The 19,890-nt window shown below is 64.4% G+C and carries 21 protein-coding genes; 7 read left to right on the forward strand and 14 right to left on the reverse strand.

Annotated elements, in window-relative coordinates:
- Window positions 1-52: 52 nt before the first annotated feature.
- The 3 genes from lolD to HV770_RS15595 all read right to left on the reverse strand — a co-directional run bounded on the left by lolD (window position 53) and on the right by HV770_RS15595 (window position 2,946).
- Window positions 53-796, reverse strand: a complete 744-nt coding sequence (gene lolD / locus HV770_RS15585) for a lipoprotein-releasing ABC transporter ATP-binding protein LolD (protein WP_175160913.1) — start codon at window positions 794-796, stop codon at window positions 53-55.
- On the reverse strand, window positions 789-2,042 hold the full coding sequence (locus HV770_RS15590; protein ID WP_175160914.1) for a lipoprotein-releasing ABC transporter permease subunit: 1,254 nt from the start codon (window positions 2,040-2,042) through the stop codon (window positions 789-791). Before HV770_RS15590 ends, lolD begins: the two co-directional genes overlap by 8 nt.
- 475 nt (window positions 2,043-2,517) lie before the next feature.
- Complete coding sequence (locus tag HV770_RS15595) at window positions 2,518-2,946, reverse strand: hypothetical protein (RefSeq protein ID WP_175160699.1); 429 nt, start codon at window positions 2,944-2,946, stop codon at window positions 2,518-2,520.
- Here HV770_RS15595 and HV770_RS15600 point away from each other — a divergent pair.
- From HV770_RS15600 to HV770_RS15625, 6 genes are all read left to right on the forward strand, one after another.
- A complete protein-coding gene (locus HV770_RS15600; protein ID WP_175160916.1) occupies window positions 2,914-4,140 on the forward strand; it encodes a regulator in 1,227 nt (408 codons plus the stop codon). The two genes, HV770_RS15595 and HV770_RS15600, sit on opposite strands and share 33 nt — an antisense overlap.
- Before the next feature lie 28 nt (window positions 4,141-4,168).
- Complete coding sequence (gene recJ, locus HV770_RS15605; RefSeq protein ID WP_175160918.1) at window positions 4,169-5,875, forward strand: single-stranded-DNA-specific exonuclease RecJ; 1,707 nt, start codon at window positions 4,169-4,171, stop codon at window positions 5,873-5,875.
- A 92-nt stretch (window positions 5,876-5,967) separates the two neighbouring features.
- Entirely contained in the window at window positions 5,968-6,243 is a 276-nt protein-coding gene (locus tag HV770_RS15610) for a peptide chain release factor 2 (RefSeq protein WP_175160701.1), read from the forward strand.
- A protein-coding gene (prfB, locus tag HV770_RS15615; protein ID WP_175161121.1) for a peptide chain release factor 2 occupies window positions 6,160-7,264 on the forward strand; the annotation gives its coding sequence in 2 pieces (ribosomal slippage) (window positions 6,160-6,240 and window positions 6,242-7,264; 1,104 coding nt in all). Before HV770_RS15610 ends, prfB begins: the two co-directional genes overlap by 84 nt.
- Before the next feature lie 133 nt (window positions 7,265-7,397).
- Window positions 7,398-8,954: a lysine--tRNA ligase gene (gene lysS, locus HV770_RS15620; protein WP_175160920.1), complete on the forward strand. Its 1,557-nt coding sequence runs from the start codon at window positions 7,398-7,400 to the stop codon at window positions 8,952-8,954.
- 315 nt (window positions 8,955-9,269) lie between these two features.
- On the forward strand, window positions 9,270-9,998 hold the full coding sequence (locus tag HV770_RS15625; RefSeq protein WP_175160922.1) for a glycine zipper 2TM domain-containing protein: 729 nt from the start codon (window positions 9,270-9,272) through the stop codon (window positions 9,996-9,998).
- Window positions 9,999-10,146: 148 nt separating this feature from the next.
- On the opposite strand, the gene iscX is transcribed toward HV770_RS15625, so the two are convergent.
- The 10 genes from iscX to HV770_RS15675 all read right to left on the reverse strand — a co-directional run bounded on the left by iscX (window position 10,147) and on the right by HV770_RS15675 (window position 17,424).
- Complete coding sequence (gene iscX, locus HV770_RS15630) at window positions 10,147-10,344, reverse strand: Fe-S cluster assembly protein IscX (protein ID WP_175160923.1); 198 nt, start codon at window positions 10,342-10,344, stop codon at window positions 10,147-10,149.
- A gap of 15 nt (window positions 10,345-10,359) precedes the next feature.
- Complete coding sequence (gene fdx, locus HV770_RS15635; RefSeq protein WP_175160925.1) at window positions 10,360-10,701, reverse strand: ISC system 2Fe-2S type ferredoxin; 342 nt, start codon at window positions 10,699-10,701, stop codon at window positions 10,360-10,362.
- Window positions 10,702-10,842: 141 nt separating this feature from the next.
- Window positions 10,843-12,714, reverse strand: a complete 1,872-nt coding sequence (hscA, locus tag HV770_RS15640) for a Fe-S protein assembly chaperone HscA (protein WP_175160927.1) — start codon at window positions 12,712-12,714, stop codon at window positions 10,843-10,845.
- A 145-nt stretch (window positions 12,715-12,859) separates the two neighbouring features.
- Entirely contained in the window at window positions 12,860-13,387 is a 528-nt protein-coding gene (gene hscB, locus HV770_RS15645; RefSeq protein ID WP_175160929.1) for a Fe-S protein assembly co-chaperone HscB, read from the reverse strand.
- 182 nt (window positions 13,388-13,569) lie between these two features.
- The gene (gene iscA, locus HV770_RS15650; RefSeq protein WP_175160931.1) at window positions 13,570-13,893 is read right to left on the reverse strand and encodes an iron-sulfur cluster assembly protein IscA; all 324 of its coding nucleotides are present in this window, start codon (window positions 13,891-13,893) and stop codon (window positions 13,570-13,572) included.
- A gap of 173 nt (window positions 13,894-14,066) precedes the next feature.
- Window positions 14,067-14,480: a Fe-S cluster assembly scaffold IscU gene (gene iscU / locus HV770_RS15655; RefSeq protein WP_175160933.1), complete on the reverse strand. Its 414-nt coding sequence runs from the start codon at window positions 14,478-14,480 to the stop codon at window positions 14,067-14,069.
- 71 nt (window positions 14,481-14,551) lie between these two features.
- On the reverse strand, window positions 14,552-15,775 hold the full coding sequence (locus tag HV770_RS15660) for an IscS subfamily cysteine desulfurase (RefSeq protein WP_175160935.1): 1,224 nt from the start codon (window positions 15,773-15,775) through the stop codon (window positions 14,552-14,554).
- 77 nt (window positions 15,776-15,852) lie between these two features.
- The gene (gene iscR, locus HV770_RS15665; RefSeq protein ID WP_175160937.1) at window positions 15,853-16,383 is read right to left on the reverse strand and encodes a Fe-S cluster assembly transcriptional regulator IscR; all 531 of its coding nucleotides are present in this window, start codon (window positions 16,381-16,383) and stop codon (window positions 15,853-15,855) included.
- A gap of 131 nt (window positions 16,384-16,514) precedes the next feature.
- Window positions 16,515-17,012 (reverse strand): low molecular weight protein-tyrosine-phosphatase, encoded by a 498-nt coding sequence (locus tag HV770_RS15670; protein WP_175160939.1) that lies wholly within the window; start codon window positions 17,010-17,012, stop codon window positions 16,515-16,517.
- Between the two features lie 172 nt (window positions 17,013-17,184).
- Window positions 17,185-17,424, reverse strand: a complete 240-nt coding sequence (locus HV770_RS15675; protein WP_121317304.1) for a hypothetical protein — start codon at window positions 17,422-17,424, stop codon at window positions 17,185-17,187.
- 263 nt (window positions 17,425-17,687) lie between these two features.
- On the opposite strand from HV770_RS15675, the gene HV770_RS38665 reads away from it, so the two are divergent.
- Entirely contained in the window at window positions 17,688-18,227 is a 540-nt protein-coding gene (locus HV770_RS38665; RefSeq protein WP_246290930.1) for a hypothetical protein, read from the forward strand.
- Between the two features lie 230 nt (window positions 18,228-18,457).
- On the opposite strand, the gene HV770_RS15680 is transcribed toward HV770_RS38665, so the two are convergent.
- Entirely contained in the window at window positions 18,458-19,873 is a 1,416-nt protein-coding gene (locus HV770_RS15680) for a lactate utilization protein B (RefSeq protein WP_175160941.1), read from the reverse strand.
- Window positions 19,874-19,890: the final 17 nt, after the last annotated feature.

The raw sequence follows: 19,890 nt of genomic DNA on the forward strand, positions 1-19,890 counted from the left end.
ACCTCTTGAAACTGGCGGCGCGCGCACGCGGCAAGCGGCAAGCGCGCGGCCCTCAGACCGGCACCGGCGGCTCTTCGTGCAGCACGCCGTCGCGCAGCCGCATGATGCGATCGCAGCGGCCGGCCAGTTCCGGATCGTGCGTGACGATCACGAAACTCGTCTCGAGCGTTTGCGACAGTTCGAGCATCAGGTTGAACACCGTGTCCGCGGTGCCGCCGTCGAGGTTGCCGGTCGGCTCGTCGGCCAGCACGCAGGCCGGTTTGGTCACCAGCGCCCGCGCGATCGCCACACGCTGGCGCTCGCCACCCGACAGCTCGCCCGGCCGATGCTTCGCGCGATGTCCCATACCGACCCGCTCCAGCACCTGGAGCGCTTCGCGGCGTGCGGCGTCGGTCGTCATGCGGCGAATTCGCAGCGGCATTGCGACGTTGTCGAGCGCGGAAAACTCCGGCAGCAGATGGTGGAACTGATAGACGAAACCGAGCGCGCGATTGCGCAAGTCGTTACGTTCGCGCTCGGAGAGCTGCGTGAACGGCTTGCCCATTACCGAGACGTGGCCGGCGCTCGGGTCGTCGAGACCGCCCAGCACGTGCAGCAGCGTGCTCTTGCCGGAACCCGACGCGCCGACGATCGCCAGCTTCTCCCCGCGTCGCACGCTCAGTTGCGCGTTGTTGAGCACCTGCACATTCAGGCCGCCCTGCACGAACGATTTGGAAATGCCGCTTGCTTCGAGCACGTACGGATACGGCGCGGTGTCCTGAGTGGCCATGGAGAGATTAGCGGAACGGTCATTCATAGCGCAGCGCCTCCGCGGGACGGACTTTCGCACCGCGCCAGCTCGGGTAAAGCGTCGCCACCGCCGACATCAGGAACGCGATGATGCCGATGCGCGCGACGTCGGCCGGAATCAGCTCGGACGGCAACTCGCTGATGAAGTACACCGACGGCGGCAGGAACTGCACGCCGAGCATGTGCTCGATCATCGGCACGAGCCATGGAATGCTCCACGCGATCAGGCAGCCGAGCGCGACGCCCGTCGCGGTGCCGATGAAGCCGATCGTCACGCCCTGCACGACGAAGATCTTCATGATCGAGCCGGGCTGCGCGCCGAGCGTGCGCAGGATCGCGATGTCGGCCTGCTTGTTGGTCACGGTCATCACCAGCGACGAAACGAGATTGAACGCCGCCACCGCGATGATCAGCGTGAGGATGATGAACATCATGCGTTTTTCGATCTGCACCGCCGAGAACCAGGTCTTGTTCTGCTGCGTCCAGTCGCGGATGTACAGGTCACCCGACAAGCTGCGCGCAAGCTGATGCGCGACCTCCGGCGCGCGCTGCATGTCGGTCAGCCGCAGCCGCACGCCGGTCGGCGCGGGCAGGCGGAACAGCGCCTGTGCGTCCTTGATGTTGATCAGGGCGAGCGTGCTGTCGTACTCGTAATGCCCCGACTCGAAGATGCCCACCACGGTGAACTGTTTCAGGCGCGGCAGCATGCCGGCCGGCGTGATCGTGCCTTCGGGCGCGACCAGCGTGATCTTGTCGTTCAGCTGCACGCCGAGATTGGTGGCGAGGTCTGCACCGAGTACGATGCCGAAGTCGCCCGGCACGAGATCGGTCAGCTTGCCGCCCTTCATTTCCTTACCGATGTCGGACACCTCAGGCTCGAGCGTCGGCTCGACGCCGCGCAGCGCGACGCCGCTCACGGCGTCCTGGCGCGTGAGCAGCGCCTGAGCTTCGACATAGGGTGCCGCGCCGATCACTTCCTTGTTCTGGCGCGCTTCCTGAGCGGTCAGTTGCCAGTTGGGCATCGACCCGGTTGGTGAAAAGATTTCGACATGCGCGAGCACCGACAGCATCCGGTCGCGCACCTCTTTCTGGAACCCGTTCATCACCGACAGCACGACGATTAGCGCCGCGACGCCAAGCGCGATGCCGGACATGGACACCAGCGCGATGAACGAAATGAAGCCGTTGCCGGTCGTGCGTTTGCCGGCGCGCGTGTAGCGCCAGCCAATCTGCCATTCGTAGGGAAATTTCAAGCGAATCCTTGTCTGCGTTCTTCGGCTGCCTGGCGCTGCGCGCGAAAGCGTGGAGCGCCCGCCGCGCGGTCCGAGCGTGTGATCGTTGGTGTCGCGGCTGCGCCGATGGTTCCGGCGTCGCCGCGTCGCTGAGTAGCAAAACGTGCGCCGCGGCGTTCCGCTGTGCGGTGGACAAGCTGCGCCGCCTTTACTGTCAGCGCCGCATCTGCCGATGCCACCGCCGATCAAGCGCGAAGTTTGCCATACAATGCCGCCCACTCGCGCAAAGGCCATAGGGAACTGGCTCGCGCTGTGAAAGCGGCGGGGTCCGGCAAGGCCTGCTCTGGTGACGGAAAAAGCCCTGTTCGGCGGGTGACGCCAGCTTTGGCGTGCCGGTGTTGATGGGTGGGGGTTTGCGTGGCGCGTCCTTTGCCCTTCGCGCCCCACCGTTTGCCGTTCGCCCTCGCTGGTGTCCGGCGTTTGGCACCCACCTGCGCTAGCGCAAGTTATAACGCCCGCGCAGTTCATTAATGATCCCCGCCGCGGCCGTGCTCGCCACCTCGCGCACATCCGCGTCCTTCCGGTCGCGATGCAGATGGCTGATGTCCCAATTGCAGCCGTCCTCGTCCTCGACGGTCTCGTGCAAGCCGGTCGGAATCCAGCCGGCCGTGACCGGGTCGGCATCGAGCGCTTTAACCACCAGTTCCAACAGTTCCTGCTCGGTTTTGAGTTCACGTGGCATGCCGGTCTCCATCGTCATGTGCGCGGTGCCGCCGCGCGCGGCTCTCTGCGACGTCCGCATGGCACACGGCCTCACCGCCAGGCCGGGCGCCGCCGCGGATGCGCCGAGCGGGAAGCTGATGGTCGGAATACTCGCACTCTTTGCCCTACAATGCGCAGCATCATGCTCGCCAACCGTCTCCATCTTCTGCTGCCCTTCGCGCTGCCCGCCGCAGCGGACGCCTCCACCGCCCTTCACGACATCCGGAGCCCGGCCCTCGACCGGCTGATCGCGCGCGCGACGCTAGTCGAACGGGTGGTCGGCGAGGATTTTCAGCGCACGCTGCCGCACGAGCGCTGGGTGGCCCGCCAGTTCGGCGCACTGCCGGCGGGCGCGGCGGCCGCCGACGAAGCGCCGCTCGCCCCGTACATGCTGCGCGCCGACGGCGGCGATCCCGGCGACGCGACCTGGGCCTGCGTCCAGCCCGTGCATGTGCGCATCGCGCACGATCACCTGGTGCTGATCGATCCCGCCTCGCTCGACCTGTCCGACGACGAAGCCGGCGCGCTGCTCGCCGTCGCGCGACCGCTGATCGAGGAGCTCGGCGTGCGCATCGAGGCGCCGAAACCCGCGCGCTGGTACCTGTCCGGCGACGGCTTCGGCTCGCTGGCGGGCGCCTCGCCGTTGCGCGCGAGCGGCCGCAACATCGAAATCTGGCTGCCGCACGAAGCGCATTCCGGCGAGCGTTCGCGCGCATGGATGAAGCTGCAGAACGAAGTGCAGATGGCGTGGTTCGAGCACCCGGTCAACGAAGCGCGCGAGGCGCGGGGCCTGCCGGCCGTCAACTCGATCTGGTTTCACGCGCAGGGTGCGGCGCAGCCGGTGCGCAGCCCGTTCGCGCGAGTGTATTCCGATGCCGCGGCGACACGCGGTCTCGCGATGAGCGCCGGTGTCGGGACTGGTGCGCCGCCAGCCTCGTTTGCGGCACTGTCGGCGCTGTCCGGTGATCGCGTGACGGTAGCACCAGGCGGAGCGACGGTCGATGGGACAGGCGTAGCGACGAGCCGTGACCCGGGCGGCGACACAAACGGTCCCACAAACGGCCCCACAAACGGCCGGACCAAAGACGCCAATGGCCCGACCGGCGCCACGCTGATCGAACTCGACCCATTCTCCGCGCCCTACATCGAGCAGGACTGGGCGCGCTGGAACGACGCCTTTGCGGCCGTGCAGACCGACTGGTTCGAACCCGCGCTCGCGGCGCTGCAATCCGGCCAACTCCTCGAACTCGGCCTGACCCTATGCGGCGACACCGGCTCGGTGACGCTCACGGTCACGCGCGCCGATCTGCGCAAATTCTGGCGGCGGCGCGTGCTGGCCTCGCTTTTCATTGAATGATTTACCGCATGCTCCACGGCCTCTCCGAATGACTCGAATCGTTACGCGCGCCTGCTCCCCGGTCGACGCCGAAATCCTCACCCGCCACGGTCTGCACCCGGTGCTCGCGCGTCTGTACGCCGCACGCGGCGTGTGCCTGCCCGATGAAATCGAAACCGGTCTCGCGCGGCTCGTGCCGCCCGTCGCGCTAAAGGGCTGCGAAGACGCCGCCGTGCTGCTCGCCGACGCGATCCAGCGCCAGCGCCGCATGCTGGTGGTCGCCGACTACGACTGCGACGGCGCCACCGCCTGCGCGGTCGCGGTACGCGGCCTGCGCATGTTCGGCGGCCAGATCGAGTATCTGGTGCCGAACCGCTTCGAGTACGGCTACGGCCTCACGCCTGAAATCGTTGCGCTGGCCGCACGCAGCGCGTCGGGCAAACCGGATCTGCTGATTACCGTCGACAACGGCATCGCCAGCGTCGACGGTGTCGAGGCGGCCAACGCGCTCGGCATCGACGTGCTGGTCACCGATCACCACCTGCCCGGCGACGAACTGCCCGCCGCCCGCGCGATCGTCAATCCGAACCAGCCGGGCTGCACGTTCCCGAGCAAGTGCATCGCGGGCGTCGGCGTGATGTTCTACGTGCTGCTCGCGTTGCGCGCGGAATTGCGGCGCCGTGGCGCATTTGGCGACGACTTTCCCGAACCGCGCCTCGACGGCCTGCTCGATCTGGTCGCGCTCGGCACGGTCGCCGACGTGGTCAAGCTCGACGGCAATAACCGCGTGCTGGTCGCGCAAGGCTTGCAGCGCATCCGCAAAGGCAAGATGCAGCCGGGCATCGCCGCGCTCTTTCGCGCCGCCGCGCGTGACGCCCGCAGCGCGTCGGGCTTCGACCTCGGCTTCGCGCTGGGGCCGCGGCTGAACGCGGCGGGACGCCTGTCGGACATGTCGCTCGGGATCGAATGCCTGACCACCGACGACATCGGCCGCGCCTGGGACCTCGCGCAGCAACTCGACACGATGAACCGCGAGCGCCGCGAGATCGAAGCCGGCATGCAGCAGCAGGCGCTCGACGATCTCTCGGCCATCGATCCGGCAGGCGCGACCACCATCACGCTGTTCAATCCGGGCTGGCATCAGGGTGTGATCGGCATCGTCGCCGGACGGCTGAAGGAGAAATTCCACCGGCCCTCGTTCACCTTCGCGCTCGCCGACGACAGCGGCCAAACCGTCAAAGGTTCGGGCCGCTCGATCCCCGGTTTCCATCTGCGCGATGCGCTCGATCTGATCTCGAAGCGCGAGCCGAGCCTGATCGTCAAATTCGGCGGCCATGCGATGGCCGCGGGCCTGACGCTCGCCGCCGCCGACGTGCCGCGCTTCACCGCCGCGTTCGAGGCGGTCGGCCGCGAGTGGCTGTCCGAGGAGGCGCTGTCGCGCACGGTGGAGACCGACGGCGAACTCGAAGACGCGTACTTCACGCCGCAATTCGTCGAGATGCTCGACGCGGCCGTGTGGGGCCAAGGCTTTCCGGCGCCGGTGTTTTCGGGCGAATTCGACATCGCGTCGCAGGCGCTGGTGAAGGACAAGCATCTGAAGCTGCAGCTCATACGCGGGCGCCAGCGCTTCAACGCGATCTGGTTCAACCACACGGACACGCTGCCCGCGCGGACCACCGTCGCCTACCGGCTGGCGAGCGACACGTGGAACGGCGTGTCGCGCGTGCAACTGATCGTCGAGCACGCGGCGAGTTGAGGCTGCGGTTGAAGTGGGCAACTGGCGTCAGCCACCGCGGTTTGCCGCGAAAGCGGGCAAGGTAACGTGGCCGATCGCTGTGACCAACCGACGTGGCCAAACCGAAGCAGCAGCCTGAACCGCCGACCCGCACCGCCCCCAGCCATCCCGCCTGCGCCGGCCGCAAAAACGGCGAAAATCTCCGCAAAATCAATCCCGAACCCGCGCCGGATCACTCGAGAGCCTCCGGCGCCGCGCGTCGATCGGCTATAATTTCCCCTTTTTACGAAGCTATAAAGATCGACATGGAAGCGGAACGTCTCAACGCGATCGAAGCCTCTCTGGCGGACCTGCGCACGCGCGCGGCCGACCTACGGGGGTATCTTTGACTACGACGACAAAGCACTGCGTCTAATCGAAGTCAACCGGGAACTCGAAGACCCGGACGTCTGGAACGACTCGAAGCATGCCCAGGCCCTCGGCCGGGAAAAGAAACTGCTCGACGACACAGTCGGCAAACTCACCTCGCTGCACAACGACCTGCGCGACGCGCAGGATCTGTTCGAGATGGCGCGTGAAGAAAGCGACGACGAAACGCTGCTCGCCTGCGAAGCGGATGCGCAAGGGCTCGAGTCGCGCGTCGCCGACATGGAGTTCCGCCGGATGTTCGCGAACCCGGCCGACCCGAACAACGCGTTTCTCGACATCCAGGCCGGCGCCGGCGGCACCGAAGCGTGCGACTGGGCGTCGATGCTGCTGCGCCAGTACCTGCGCTACTGCGAACGCAAGGGCTTCAAGACCGAAGTGCTGGAGCAGACCGACGGCGACGTCGCGGGCATCAAGAACGCGACGATCAAGATCGAGGGCGAATACGCCTACGGCTTCCTGCGCACCGAGACCGGCGTGCACCGCCTCGTGCGCAAGTCGCCTTTCGACTCGTCGGGCGGGCGTCATACGTCGTTCTCGTCGGTGTTCGTGTACCCGGAAATCGACGACTCGATCGAAGTGGACATCAACCCGGCCGATCTGCGCATCGACACGTATCGCGCGTCCGGCGCAGGCGGTCAGCACATCAACAAGACCGACTCCGCCGTGCGTATCACGCACATGCCGTCGGGCATCGTCGTGCAGTGCCAGAACGACCGTTCGCAGCACCGCAACCGCGCCGAAGCGATGGCCATGCTGAAGTCGCGCCTGTACGAAGCGGAAATCCGCAAGCGTCAGGAAGAGCAGGACAAGCTCGAAGCCGGCAAGACCGATGTGGGCTGGGGACATCAGATCCGCTCGTACGTGCTGGACAACAGCCGTATCAAGGACCTGCGCACCAACGTCGAAATCAGCAATACCAAGAGCGTGCTCGACGGCGACCTCGACCCGTTCATCAGCGCAAGCCTGAAACAAGGCGTGTAACCCGCGCAATCGGCGCGGCTTTGCAATGAGCCGCGCCGCATCTTTTTACCGCCTGAGGTTTTTACACTGACTGGCCTCCCGCATCCGGCGCACTCCGGTGCATGCCGACGCGGGCCACCGAACACACATCATCATGAACGAATCGACCCAGCCTAATGCGGCCCAGCCCAATGTGGCCCAGCCGACAGTCGCGCCCGAGGTGGACGACAACAAGATCATGGCCGAACGCCGTGAAAAGCTGCGCGAGCTGCGTGAGCAAGGCGTCGCCTATCCGAACGATTTCCGTCCCACGCACCACGCCGAAGATCTGCAGGAACAGTTCGAGCACGCCGACAAGGAAGCACTCGAAGCGAATCCGCTCGAAGTCGCGATCGCCGGTCGCATGATGCTCAAGCGCGTGATGGGCAAGGCGAGCTTCGCGACCGTGCGCGACGGCTCGGGTCAGATCCAGTTCTTCATCACGCCGGCCGACGTCGGTCAGCAAACGTACGACGCCTTCAAGAAGTGGGACATGGGCGACATCGTCGCGGCGCGCGGCGTGCTGTTCCGCACCAACAAGGGCGAGCTGTCGGTGCGCTGCACCGAGCTGCGTCTGCTGTCGAAGTCGCTGCGTCCGCTGCCGGACAAGTTCCACGGTCTGTCGGACCAGGAAATGAAGTATCGCCAGCGCTACGTCGACCTGATCGTCACGCCGGAAACGCGCAAGACGTTCGTCGCGCGCACCCGTGCTATTTCGTCGATCCGCAAGTTCATGGCCGACGCCGACTTCATGGAAGTCGAAACGCCGATGCTGCATCCGATTCCGGGCGGCGCTGCGGCCAAGCCGTTCACCACGCATCACAACGCGCTCGACATGCAGATGTTCCTGCGCATTGCGCCGGAGCTGTATCTGAAGCGTCTGGTGGTCGGCGGCTTCGAGCGTGTGTTCGAGATCAACCGTAACTTCCGCAACGAGGGCGTGTCGGTGCGCCACAATCCGGAATTCACGATGATCGAGTTCTACGCCGCGTACACCGATTACAAGTGGGTGATGGACTTCACCGAGCAGCTGATCCGCCAGGCCGCGATCGACGCACTGGGCACCGCCACCATCACCTATCAGGGCCGCGAACTCGATCTGGCCAAGCCGTTCCATCGGCTGACGATTACCCAGGCGATCCAGAAGTACGCGCCGCAATACACGAACGAACAACTCGCCGACAGTGCGTTCCTGCGCACCGAGCTGAAGAAGTTCGGCGTCGATGCGTCGCAGCCGCAGTTCCTGAACGCGGGCGTGGGCTCGCTGCAACTGGCGCTGTTCGAAGAGACCGCCGAGTCGCAATTGTGGGAACCGACCTACATCATCGACTACCCGATCGAAGTATCGCCGCTCGCGCGCGCGTCGGACAAGGTCGACGGCATCACCGAGCGTTTCGAACTGTTCATCACCGGCCGCGAGATCGCCAACGGCTTCTCGGAACTGAACGATCCGGAAGACCAGGCCGCCCGCTTCAAGAAGCAGGTTGACCAGAAGGACGCCGGCGACGAGGAAGCGATGTTCTACGACGCGGACTATATTCGCGCGCTCGAATACGGCATGCCGCCGGCCGGCGGTTGCGGGATCGGCATCGATCGTCTGGTGATGATGCTGACGGACAGCCCGAGCATTCGCGACGTGATTCTGTTCCCGCATCTGCGCCGCGAAGACTGATTTTCACGCGGTGCGCATCAAAGCAAACGCCTGGCTCCCGGAGCCGGGCGTTTTTTCTTGCAGCGCGCGGAAAGCTACGGGCGGTGGGCATGTTCGATGGTTTGTAACTATAGGTAAAAGCTGAAGAAGTGCGGTCGCGTCACTGCAACGGGCACTTGTGTCGAACGTTGTAAAGACCAAGGCGCCCCGCTCGCCTTCGCCAAGGCATGGCGGCAGCCCACACCTTAGCCGGTTACAAATTGAAACGCCAACGGGATCGAATTGCCGGACACTCGGTCTCAATAAAAGTCGACTCTGCTAGAGACGGAGGCCAACATGGACAAGCCCACCATCGATACCCAGCCCACGCAACAACGCCGTCTTCACCCGCTCGTCGCGGGCGCGGCGGCGGCGGTCATCATCGCGAGCCTCGCCGCGACTGCGGCCGTCACGGGCCTGTTCCCGAAGGCGTCGAGCAGCGGCGCGCAAACCGATCAGACTCAGGCCGCGCAAGTGACGCCACAACCGGGCGTCGTCGATTCGGCGGCGCCGGTCAACGGGTCGGCGCAACAGCAGCTCGCGCAACAGCAACAAGCACCGCAACAAGCACCGCAGCGGGCTCAACAGCCGGCGCCGGAGCCTATGCCGCCACAGCAGCAACAGTATGCCCAGCAGCAACAGGCTCAACCTGCGCCGCCATACGCGCAACAACGTCCCTCATCCCCCGCCTATTGCTCGACATGCGGCACCGTCGTCGCCATTTCGGCGGTCCGTCAGGAAGGTCATGGCACCGGCATCGGCGCGGTCGGCGGCGCGGTGGCCGGTGGCGTAGTCGGCAACCAGTTCGGCGCTGGAGGCGGGCGCACGGCGATGACGCTGCTCGGCGCACTGGGCGGCGGCCTCGCTGGCAACTCGGTCGAAAAGCACATCCGCAGCTCGACGTCGTATTCGGTGCGGGTGCGGATGGAAAACGGCAAGACGCGCTATTTCACGTATCACGAAGCGCCGCCGTTCCAGCAAGGTCAGCGCGTCCGGGTCGAAAACGGCACGCTGGCCGCAGGCTAGGCCAACGAAAAGGCCAAGGGAGGCAGTCCGGCATTCCCGCGGACGTTAAAAAAGGCGATTCCAATGGAATCGCCTTTTTCTTTGCCGCGAGGCAGCCGAAGCGGAACCGTTTCACGCATCGGCCACGGACCGATCAGTCACGCCGCGCTCAGTAATCCGCGTCTTCAATCCATGCAGTCTGAATCGCCTCGAGGATCTTTTCGCTCGAACGGTTAGGATCGTCGTCGAATCCTTCCAGCTCGGTGACCCAGCGGTGCAAGTCGGTGAAGCGCACCTGCTGCGGATCGATGTCCTGGTGCTTGTCAGTCAGGGCCATCGCGATGTCTTGCGTATCGGTCCACTTCATGGCTGCATCCTCCTGTTAGTGGTTTTCCTTCGCGTGATTGATCGAATAACGCGGAATTTCGACGACCAGGTCCTGCTCCGCCGGCACCATCGCCTGGCACGACAGACGCGAAGCCGGCTCGAGCCCCCACGCCTTGTCCAACAGATCGTCCTCGTCTTCCTCGGACGGCGTCAAGGCGGCGAAACCCTCACGCACGATCACGTGACAGGTCGTGCACGCGCAGGACTTCTCGCACGCGTGCTCGATTTCAATGCCGTTCTCGAGCAGATTGTCGCAAATGCTCTTGCCAGGCACGGCATCGATCACCGCGCCTTCCGGGCACAGTTCGACGTGGGGCAGCACAACGATTTGAGGCATACATTTTCCGTTTGGGTCTGAGGCGCGGCGGCCATCAACGGGCTCCGCACCATTTTACTGGCGCCGTGGGGACTTTTTAAGTCCGCACGGCGCGCTTGAGCGTCGGTGGCCAGCGCGGCGCCTGCCGTCGGCTCGCGACGCTCAGATCTCGTCGAGCTTGCGACCGGCGAGCGCGCGACGAATGCCCTTGTTCATACGGCGGGCAGCGAATTCGTCGGTGCCCTCGGCGAGCGTTTTGGTCGCGGCTTCGATTGCGCCGGCGTCGTCGCTTTGCGCGACTTTGCGCAATGCATCGAGCAGCGCGTCAAGCGCCGCGCGCTCCTCGTCGTCGAGCAATTCGGCGTCGGCGGCGAGCGCCGCGTCGGTCGCTTCCACCAGACGCTGCGCTTCCACCTGCGCCTCGCGCAAAGCACGCGCGCGCATGTCGACTTCGGCGGTCGAGAAGCTGTCTTCGAGCATGCGGGCGATGTCGTCGTCGGCGAGACCGTACGACGGTTTGACCACCACCGATGCTTCCACGCCCGAGCCCTGCTCACGCGCGAACACGGACAGCAGACCGTCCGCGTCGACCTGATAGGTCACGCGAATGCGCGCCGCGCCGGCCGCCATCGGCGGAATGCCGCGCAGTTCAAAACGCGCGAGCGAACGGCAGTCGCTGACGAGCTCGCGCTCGCCTTGCACGACGTGAATCGCCATCGCGGTCTGGCCGTCCTTGAAGGTCGTGAAATCCTGCGCACGAGCAACCGGAATCGTCGAGTTGCGCGGAATGATCTTCTCGGTGAGCCCGCCCATGGTCTCGACGCCGAGCGACAGCGGAATCACGTCGAGCAGCAGCCACTCGTCGCCGTCCGCGCCGCGGTTGCCCGCGAGCAGATCGGCCTGGATCGCAGCGCCAAGCGCGACGACCTGGTCCGGGTCGAGGTTGACGAGCGGCGGCTGGCCGAAGAACGATTCGACCGAGCGGCGGATCACCGGCATGCGCGTCGCGCCGCCGACCAGCACGACGCCCTTGATCTCTTTGGTCGTGACCCTGGCGTCGCGCAGGGCTTTTTTCGTGGGCCCGAGCGTGCGCTGCACCAGCGCCAGAGTGATCGCCTCGAAAGTGGCTTCAGTGATCGTCAGATCGAGCCTGGTGCCGTTCGAGAGCGCTGCCGCAAGGGTAGCCTCGGGCGCATCCGACAACGCCTCCTTGGCCGTGCGCACGCTGTCGAGCAGCAGGCGCACGTCTTCCGGTGATAGCGTCTGCGGCGCGATACCCGACTGCTCCAGCACGTGGCGATACAACGCGTGGTCGAAATCGTCGCCGCCGAGCGCGGAGTCGCCGCCGGCCGCGAGCACTTCGAATACGCCCTTGGTGAGCTTGAGGATCGACAGGTCGAACGTGCCGCCGCCGAGGTCATACACCGCGTACAGACCCTCGGAGCCGTTGTCGAGGCCGTAGGCGATCGCCGCCGCGGTCGGCTCGTTCAGCAGGCGCAGCACGTTCAGACCAGCCAGACGGGCAGCGTCCTTGGTGGCCTGGCGCTGGGCTTCGTCGAAGTAAGCCGGCACCGTGATGACCGCGCCGACCAGTTCGTCGCCGAGCGAGTCTTCGGCGCGCTGGCGCAGCGTCGCGAGAATTTCGGCCGATACTTCGACCGGGCTCTTCACGCCGTCGACCGTGCGGATTTGCACCATGCCGGGGGCGTCGATGAAATCGTACGGCGCGTTTTCAGCGCCTTCCACTTCCGCCTTGCCACGTCCCATGAAGCGCTTGACCGAGACGATCGTGTTGCGCGGATCGCTCGCCGCTTCGGCCTTGGCCGTGCGGCCGATCCGGCGGCCGCCCTTTTCCAGGTAACGCACCACCGACGGCAGCAGCGCGTGGCCGTCCTCGTCAGGCAGCACATCGGGCACGCCGCTGCGCACCGCGGCGACGAGGGAGTTGGTGGTACCGAGATCTATACCGACCGCCAGACGCCGTTGATGAGGCGCCGGCGCCATGCCGGGTTCGGAGATTTGCAGTAAGGCCATCTGGATCTTCTCGGGGCCGCTTTGCCCCGTCCTGAATTTTCGCGTTGCTGGATGTAATGCTACGGCTGCTGGCCGGTGCGTTGCTTCATGTCAGGTTGCGTCTGCGATCGTGTTCTACGGAAACCCGCTCACGGCACGTCGGATGCTAATACTCGAGCCGCTCGATCTGCACGCCGATTTCGGACGCCACCCGCTCGATGAACATCAACTGCCGCACGGCTTCGCCCGCCGCCTGGTTCGCGCCGCTGTCGAGCAATGCGCCGAGCTTGCCGAACCGCACGCGCTCTTCGTCGCGCAGCTCCGTGAGCAGGGCGTCGAGCGCATCGACGTTCTTCGCCGCGGCCGCGTCTTCGATGCTTTCGCGCCACTCCATCTGCTGCATCAGGAACGCCGGCTCCATCGCCGTGTTGTTCTCCGCGCCGACATCGATGCCGCGCCGCGACAGCAGATACGTGGCACGCCTGAGCGGGTCGCGCAGCGTCTGATACGCCTCGTTCGCACGCGTCGCCCATTGCATCGCGATGCGCTTTTGCGCGTCGCCGGCGGCCGCGAAGCGGTCCGGATGCACTTGCGCCTGCACCGTGCGGTACGCGTGATCGAGCGTCGCCGCATCGAGCGCGAATTGCGCCGGCAGATCGAACAGATCGAAGTGGCTGTCGTTCAGCGAGGCCATCGGATTAAAAGTCCGTTGATGAAAGCGCACCGGAGTGCAGTCTAAAAATGTGGCTCGAAAGCGAATGCGTGGCCGGGCGTGAAACGTCCAACCAGCCAGGCCATGCGGCGGCGGATGTGCAGATCAAATTAAAAAGGCGGCCCGCGCCGCCTTTGATCCGCTGCACGCGGAAGTCTTCGGATTTACACGCGGAACGACTCGCCGCAGCCGCATTCGTCCTTCACGTTCGGGTTGTTGAACTTGAAGCCTTCGTTCAACCCTTCGCGTGCGAAGTCGAGTTCCGTGCCGTCGATATAGGCGAGGCTCTTCGGGTCCACAATGATCTTCACGCCGTTGCAATCGAACACCTGGTCTTCGGGTGCGAGTTCGTCCACGTACTCGAGCTTGTAGGCCAAGCCGGAGCAACCGGTCGTACGCACGCCGACGCGCAGCCCGACGCCTTTACCGCGACGGATCAGATACTTCTGGACGTGCTGTGCTGCCTTCTCGGTCAACGTAATTGCCATAGCGTTTCTCATTGCGCAGTGCGCGCGCCGTACGGGTGTCGAGCCCCCGCGTGGCGTCTTGCGCCCTGCTGCCCTGCCTGCATCAAATATCGCTCATGCTGGACGGCGCGTTGAATCTGCCCCGCCCGCTTCCTGTCACTCAATCGCGCTCAACCCCGCGCCGCAAAGATCGCTCAAGCGTGCTGCTTGTCGCCTTCGACCGCTGCTTCACCGTGACGTTGCTTGTAGTCGGCGACCGCTGCCTTGATCGCGTCTTCCGCGAGGATCGAGCAGTGGATCTTCACCGGCGGCAGCGCCAGTTCTTCGGCGATCTGCGTGTTCTTGATCGACATTGCCTGATCGAGCGTCTTGCCCTTCACCCATTCGGTGACGAGCGAACTCGACGCGATTGCCGAACCGCAGCCGTACGTCTTGAACTTCGCGTCTTCGATGACGCCGTCCGCGCCCACGCGGATCTGCAGCTTCATCACGTCGCCGCAGGCCGGCGCGCCGACCATGCCAGTGCCGACCGTATCGTCGTCCTTCGCGAAGGAACCGACGTTGCGCGGGTTTTCGTAGTGGTCCAGAACCTTGTCGCTATAAGCCATGATTACACTCCTTGATCCGTTTCAACCTGCAATTTGCAATTCGATGAATCCGACGTCGTCCAAACGGCGCGTCAGTGCGCTGCCCACTGGATGGTCGAAATATCGATCCCGTCCTTGTGCATTTCCCACAGCGGCGACAAGTCGCGCAGCTTCGAAATCTTGCTCTTCAGCAGGTTGATCACGTAGTCGACGTCCTGCTCGGTCGTGAAGCGGCCCACCGTGAAGCGGATCGAGCTGTGCGCGAGTTCGTCGTTGCGGCCGAGTGCGCGCAACACGTACGACGGCTCCAGCGAGGCCGACGTGCAAGCCGAGCCCGACGACACCGCCACGTCTTTTACCGCCATGATCAGCGATTCGCCTTCGACGAAATTGAAGCTGATGTTCAGGTTATGCGGTACGCGCTTTTCCATGTCGCCGTTCACATACACTTCTTCCATTTCCGACAGGCCGGCAAGCAGACGGTCGCGCAGCATACGGACGCGCTCGTTTTCCGTCGCCATTTCTTCGCGCGCGATGCGGAATGCTTCGCCCATGCCGACGATCTGGTGCGTGGCCAGCGTGCCCGAACGCATGCCGCGCTCGTGACCGCCGCCGTGCATCTGCGCTTCGATGCGGATACGCGGCTTGCGACGCACGTAGAGCGCGCCGATGCCTTTCGGGCCGTAGGTCTTGTGTGCCGAAAACGACATCAGATCGACCTTCAGTTTTTGCAGGTCGATGGCGATCTTGCCGGTGGCTTGCGCCGCGTCGACGTGGAAAATGATGCCCTTTTCGCGGGTGATTTCGCCGATTGCCTCGATGTCCTGGATCACGCCGATCTCGTTGTTCACCGACATCACCGATACCAGAATTGTGTCGGGGCGCAGCGCGGCCTTGAATTTTTCCAGGTCGATCAGACCGTCGTCCTTGACGTCCAGATACGTGACTTCGAAGCCTTCACGCTCGAGTTCGCGGCAGGTGTCGAGCACGGCCTTGTGCTCTGTCTTTACCGTGATGACGTGCTTGCCCTTGCTCTTGTAGAAGTGCGCCGCGCCCTTGATCGCGAGGTTGTCCGACTCCGTTGCACCCGAGGTCCAGATGATTTCGCGCGGGTCTGCGTTGACCAGCGCGGCGACGTTCTCACGCGCTTCTTCGACCGCACGCTCCGCGTCCCAGCCATACGAGTGGCTGCGCGATGCGGGGTTGCCGAACTGCTCGCGCAGATACGGAATCATCTTGTCCACCACGCGCGGATCGATCGGCGTCGTAGCGCTGTAGTCCATGTAAATGGGCAGATGGAGAGAGTCGTTGTTCATCAATTGCTCCGGGGACGTCATTGTGCTCTGGCTTCTAGGTTCTTGATCAGGCAGCGGCGAATGCTAGATACCGCGCCTCACGAACCGGCCATGTTGAAAACGGAATTGGGCCCTTTCGGCGCGGGGCGAACAGGCTCGACCGCCGGCGCTTCGTTGCGCCTGTCGCGCAGCACCGCTGGCGCGCCTTCGCGCGAGCGCTGCTGATCGACCAGATCCTTCAGGGAGACCGAATCGAGGTACTCGACCATTTTCTGGTTCAGCGTCGACCACAATTCATGCGTCATGCAGTGACCGTCGTGCTGTTTGGTGCCTTCGCACGAGCCCTTGCCGCCGCACTGGGTGGCATCGAGCGGCTCGTCGACCGCGATGATGATGTCGGCCACCGTCACGTCTTCGGCGCGGCGGGCCAGATTGTAGCCGCCGCCCGGCCCGCGCACGGACTCGACGATTTCGTGACGACGCAGCTTGCCAAACAGCTGCTCGAGGTACGACAGGGAGATATGTTGGCGCTGGCTGATACCCGCAAGCGTCACCGGGCCCTGCTCCTGGCGCAGCGCCAGGTCAATCATCGCCGTGACGGCGAAACGGCCTTTCGTGGTGAGTCTCATATGGTGTGGGAACCGCAATTCTCGACAAGTTTGGTCAAGTATAAATACATGAGCGATTTAGTCAAGTATCCCTGTTGCGAAGTGGGTCATTTACTTAATAAGCGACGAACCTGAATGCGCTGCTACGGGAACTACGCGAGCAATTGGGGACGCAACGCGGCGATCAAACCGCGGCAGGCGACTTCGCACTGATCCAGTACCTGCTCAAAGCCTTCCGCGCCGCCGAAATACGGATCGACGACTTCGCGGGCGCCGCCCCAACGGCCATCCGCTTCCGGGACGAATTCCATCAACAGCCGGATCTTGTCGCGCTGTGCCGGCGGGCAGATCTGGCGCAGCGCGGCGACGTTCTTGTCGTCCATCGCGATCAGCAGATCGAAGCGCTCGAAGTCGGCGGCGGCGATCTGCCGACCGCGTAAGGCGGCCAGTTCATAACCCCGCTGCCCCGCCGCATGCTGCGCGCGCTCGTCGGGTGGCGCACCGATGTGCCAGTCGCCCGTGCCGGCGGAATCGATCAGAATGCGCTCCGCGAGTTTCTCCTCATCGACCAGATGGCGCATCACGCCTTCCGCCGTCGGCGAACGGCAGATGTTCCCCAGGCACACGAAGCAGACGGACACGGTTTTCATCGAAGTTTCGGGCGCTTTCTTCAGGCGAGACTGATGGTTAATAAACAGTGCCGCGATTATACAAAGCCGGACACATTCTCGCCGAAGGTCGTCGCGGCGGCCTTGGGTATAACTCGCATCTAGTCCGATGGACAGCCCGCATGAGCGGTCAGCAAGTTATCGTGCCCTGAACTCAGGATGCCTCGGCAAGCGGCATTGAGGCCGTGGCACGCATTGGCTTGGCCGGCAGGGCCGAAGCGGCGTCGATCATGCCGTACGAGACGGCGCGCGCGAGCTCCGCGGTCAGTTGATCAGCGTCCAGCGTGATCTGAGGAGCGCGCGAGGCGGCACTGCCGCAAACATGCAGGTAAGCAGCCGCAGCGAGCGGCACAACAATGGCAAGGGGCCAGTACACCGATATTGTCTTTTTCATGATGTGTTCGTTCCAATTAGGGGCGCATGAGCTTGTGACGCACTATGCCCAGTGCGAATGCTATAGGAATTCACAATCAGGAAAAACCCGCCGGTACGAGATACAGCGTTGCTCCAAACGGAACAGTCAATTGTTGATTACGTGCTGCAGCCGCGCGGCGCACGTTGGCACGAAAAAGAAATCCTTACAAACATATACAAACTGCTTATGACGGACAGGGATAATGGCGGTCTTACAAAGTAATCCTCTCGCACTGACTCATCATGAAACGTCTTGCACCCCTTACTGGCCTCCTGGTCGCCGCCCTGCTTGGCGGCTGCGCGGTCTATCCGGACGGCACGCCGATGTATAGCAACGGCTATAGCGGATATGACGGTTATGACGGCTACGCCACCGGCGGGCCGGTCGTGCCGCAAGCCAATGTCTATATGGGATATAGCAACTACTCCGGCCCCGGCTACTACGGCGGGCCGGGGCGATACTACGGGCCGGGGCCCGGCTACCGGGGCTACCCTGATCGGGGTCGGCCGAATAATGACGAACATGGAAACCATGACAGCCGCGGCGACAATGGCGGTCGCCATGGGCAGCCGAACGGCGGGCCGCCTCCGCAGGGCGCGGCTGGCGGGCCGCGTGGACCTAGCGGGTCGAATGCACCACACCCCGGCGCGGGAGGTCCGCCGCCCCAGTCAGCGCCGCAGCAGCAGGCGGGCAATGGCGGCGGGCGCGTCAGCGGTGACCGCACAAGGCCGGCCAGAGACACGTCCGGTCGTCAATCCGGTGGAGCGATGACGCAGCATTGAGCGCCGCGTGCGATGCGATGCGATGCGGCATCGGTTTCGCACGCTTCACCCCCGAGTGGCGATCCCCACGCCCGATAAATGAGTTTGAGTCGCCGCGCCTCAGCGGCGGCTTGCCAATCTCATTTACTCGATCCCTTTGCCCGTACGGGTTGCCGGTGCGGCGCGCCCTGCCGAGCCGCCAGCGATTGCGCACGGCTACGCGCAACGCCGCTCGTCAACGCCAGTTCAGCTCAGCCAATATGACTACGCTGCGCGGCATACAACTCCCTGAACGTCCGGCCGACCGGCGCCGGCATATCGCGCGTGTTGGTCCAGCCCGCGCCGCCCAGCGGCAATTTAGCAATCGAACGATTGCGTCCACCCATCCGCTCGAGCACGCGCACGGCCAGCTTGGTAAAGAGCGCATAAGCGTCGGGATGCAACGCCATAAAACCCCACACGGCCAGCCCGGTGCGCTCCCTCCACGGACGCAGACGCCGCTCCACCTGCTTCTCCCGCAACTTGCGCAGCAAATCGGAGAGCGGAATCCCCACCGGGCACACGCTATTGCACTCGCCGCACAAGGTCGCGGCCTGCGGCAAGTCCAGCGCCTTGTCGATGCCGACATAGCTCGGCGTCAATACCGAACCCATCGGCCCGGGATAAACCCATCCATATGCGTGGCCGCCGACCTTCTGATAAACCGGGCAATGATTCATGCAGGCGCCGCAGCGGATGCACCTGAGCATCTCCTGAAAATCACCGCCGATCAGCCCCGTGCGCCCGCCATCGACCAGCACCACGTACATGTGCTCGGGGCCGTCCTGATCGCCCTCGCCGCGCGGTCCGGTCAGCACGGAAAAATAGTTCGACGTGCTCTGCCCGGTCGCCGAGCGCGGCAGCAGGCGCATCGCCGTCGCAAGGTCTTCGAGCGTCGGCAGCACCTTTTCGATGCCGGTGACGGCGACATGCACGCGCGGCATCACCGTGCACATGCCCTCGTTGCCCTCGTTCGTGACGAGGACGACCGAGCCCGTTTCCGCCACCACGAAATTGCCGCCCGTCACGCCCATGTCCGCGCTCATGAAGTGCGGCCGCAGCATCTCGCGCGCTTCGCGCGTCATCTCGGGAATCTCCGTCAGACGCGGGCGGCCATGCGTCCTCGCGAACAGGTCGGCGATCTCGTCCTTATCCTTATGGACGACCGGCGCGATGATGTGACTGGGCGGCTCGTTGTCGTTGATCTGCAGGATGTATTCGCCGAGATCGGTTTCGATCGACTGCACGCCCATTTGCCCGAGCACCTCGTTCAGGCGCATTTCCTCGGTAACCATCGACTTCGTCTTGATCACCTTCTTGACGTCGTGCCGCCGCGCGATGTCGCCGACGAGCCGCGCCGCCTCCTGGGTCGTTTCGGCGAACAGTACCGTCACGCCACGCCGGCTTGCCTCGCGTTCGAAGTTTTCCAGCCACACGTCGAGATTGTCCAGCGCGCGATTGCGGCGCTCCTTGAGCGCCGCGCGAGTGGCGGGAAAGTCGATCGCGGTCATTGCCGTGGCGCGGGCCGACACGAACTTGGTGGACAGCTTGGTCAGGTTCTGCTGCAACCGCTGGTCGGCAAGTTTCTGACCGGCGCGAGCCTTGAACTGCATCGATTGGATTTGCATGGCGGCCTTGAGCGGAC

Origin of the sequence: Paraburkholderia fynbosensis (assembly GCF_902859935.1) — a bacterium.
Classification (GTDB): Bacteria; Pseudomonadota; Gammaproteobacteria; order Burkholderiales; family Burkholderiaceae; genus Paraburkholderia; species Paraburkholderia fynbosensis.

What these genes read in the sequence shown, in the direction of transcription:
- hscA (WP_175160927.1), bottom strand. Translation starts at nt 12,714, where the DNA reads ATGGCCTTACTGCAAATCTCCGAACCCGGCATGGCGCCGGCGCCTCAT.
- hscB (WP_175160929.1), bottom strand. Translation starts at nt 13,387, where the DNA reads ATGGCCTCGCTGAACGACAGCCACTTCGATCTGTTCGATCTGCCGGCG.
- iscX (WP_175160923.1), bottom strand. Translation starts at nt 10,344, where the DNA reads ATGAAGTGGACCGATACGCAAGACATCGCGATGGCCCTGACTGACAAG.
- HV770_RS15675 (WP_121317304.1), bottom strand. Translation starts at nt 17,424, where the DNA reads ATGAAAAAGACAATATCGGTGTACTGGCCCCTTGCCATTGTTGTGCCG.
- HV770_RS15660 (WP_175160935.1), bottom strand. Translation starts at nt 15,775, where the DNA reads ATGAACAACGACTCTCTCCATCTGCCCATTTACATGGACTACAGCGCT.
- HV770_RS15670 (WP_175160939.1), bottom strand. Translation starts at nt 17,012, where the DNA reads ATGAAAACCGTGTCCGTCTGCTTCGTGTGCCTGGGGAACATCTGCCGT.
- recJ (WP_175160918.1), top strand. Translation starts at nt 4,169, where the DNA reads ATGACTCGAATCGTTACGCGCGCCTGCTCCCCGGTCGACGCCGAAATC.
- iscR (WP_175160937.1), bottom strand. Translation starts at nt 16,383, where the DNA reads ATGAGACTCACCACGAAAGGCCGTTTCGCCGTCACGGCGATGATTGAC.
- HV770_RS15595 (WP_175160699.1), bottom strand. Translation starts at nt 2,946, where the DNA reads ATGGAGACGGTTGGCGAGCATGATGCTGCGCATTGTAGGGCAAAGAGT.
- fdx (WP_175160925.1), bottom strand. Translation starts at nt 10,701, where the DNA reads ATGCCTCAAATCGTTGTGCTGCCCCACGTCGAACTGTGCCCGGAAGGC.
- HV770_RS15625 (WP_175160922.1), top strand. Translation starts at nt 9,270, where the DNA reads ATGGACAAGCCCACCATCGATACCCAGCCCACGCAACAACGCCGTCTT.
- lysS (WP_175160920.1), top strand. Translation starts at nt 7,398, where the DNA reads ATGAACGAATCGACCCAGCCTAATGCGGCCCAGCCCAATGTGGCCCAG.
- HV770_RS15680 (WP_175160941.1), bottom strand. Translation starts at nt 19,873, where the DNA reads ATGCAAATCCAATCGATGCAGTTCAAGGCTCGCGCCGGTCAGAAACTT.
- HV770_RS15600 (WP_175160916.1), top strand. Translation starts at nt 2,914, where the DNA reads ATGCGCAGCATCATGCTCGCCAACCGTCTCCATCTTCTGCTGCCCTTC.
- lolD (WP_175160913.1), bottom strand. Translation starts at nt 796, where the DNA reads ATGAATGACCGTTCCGCTAATCTCTCCATGGCCACTCAGGACACCGCG.
- iscA (WP_175160931.1), bottom strand. Translation starts at nt 13,893, where the DNA reads ATGGCAATTACGTTGACCGAGAAGGCAGCACAGCACGTCCAGAAGTAT.
- iscU (WP_175160933.1), bottom strand. Translation starts at nt 14,480, where the DNA reads ATGGCTTATAGCGACAAGGTTCTGGACCACTACGAAAACCCGCGCAAC.
- HV770_RS38665 (WP_246290930.1), top strand. Translation starts at nt 17,688, where the DNA reads ATGAAACGTCTTGCACCCCTTACTGGCCTCCTGGTCGCCGCCCTGCTT.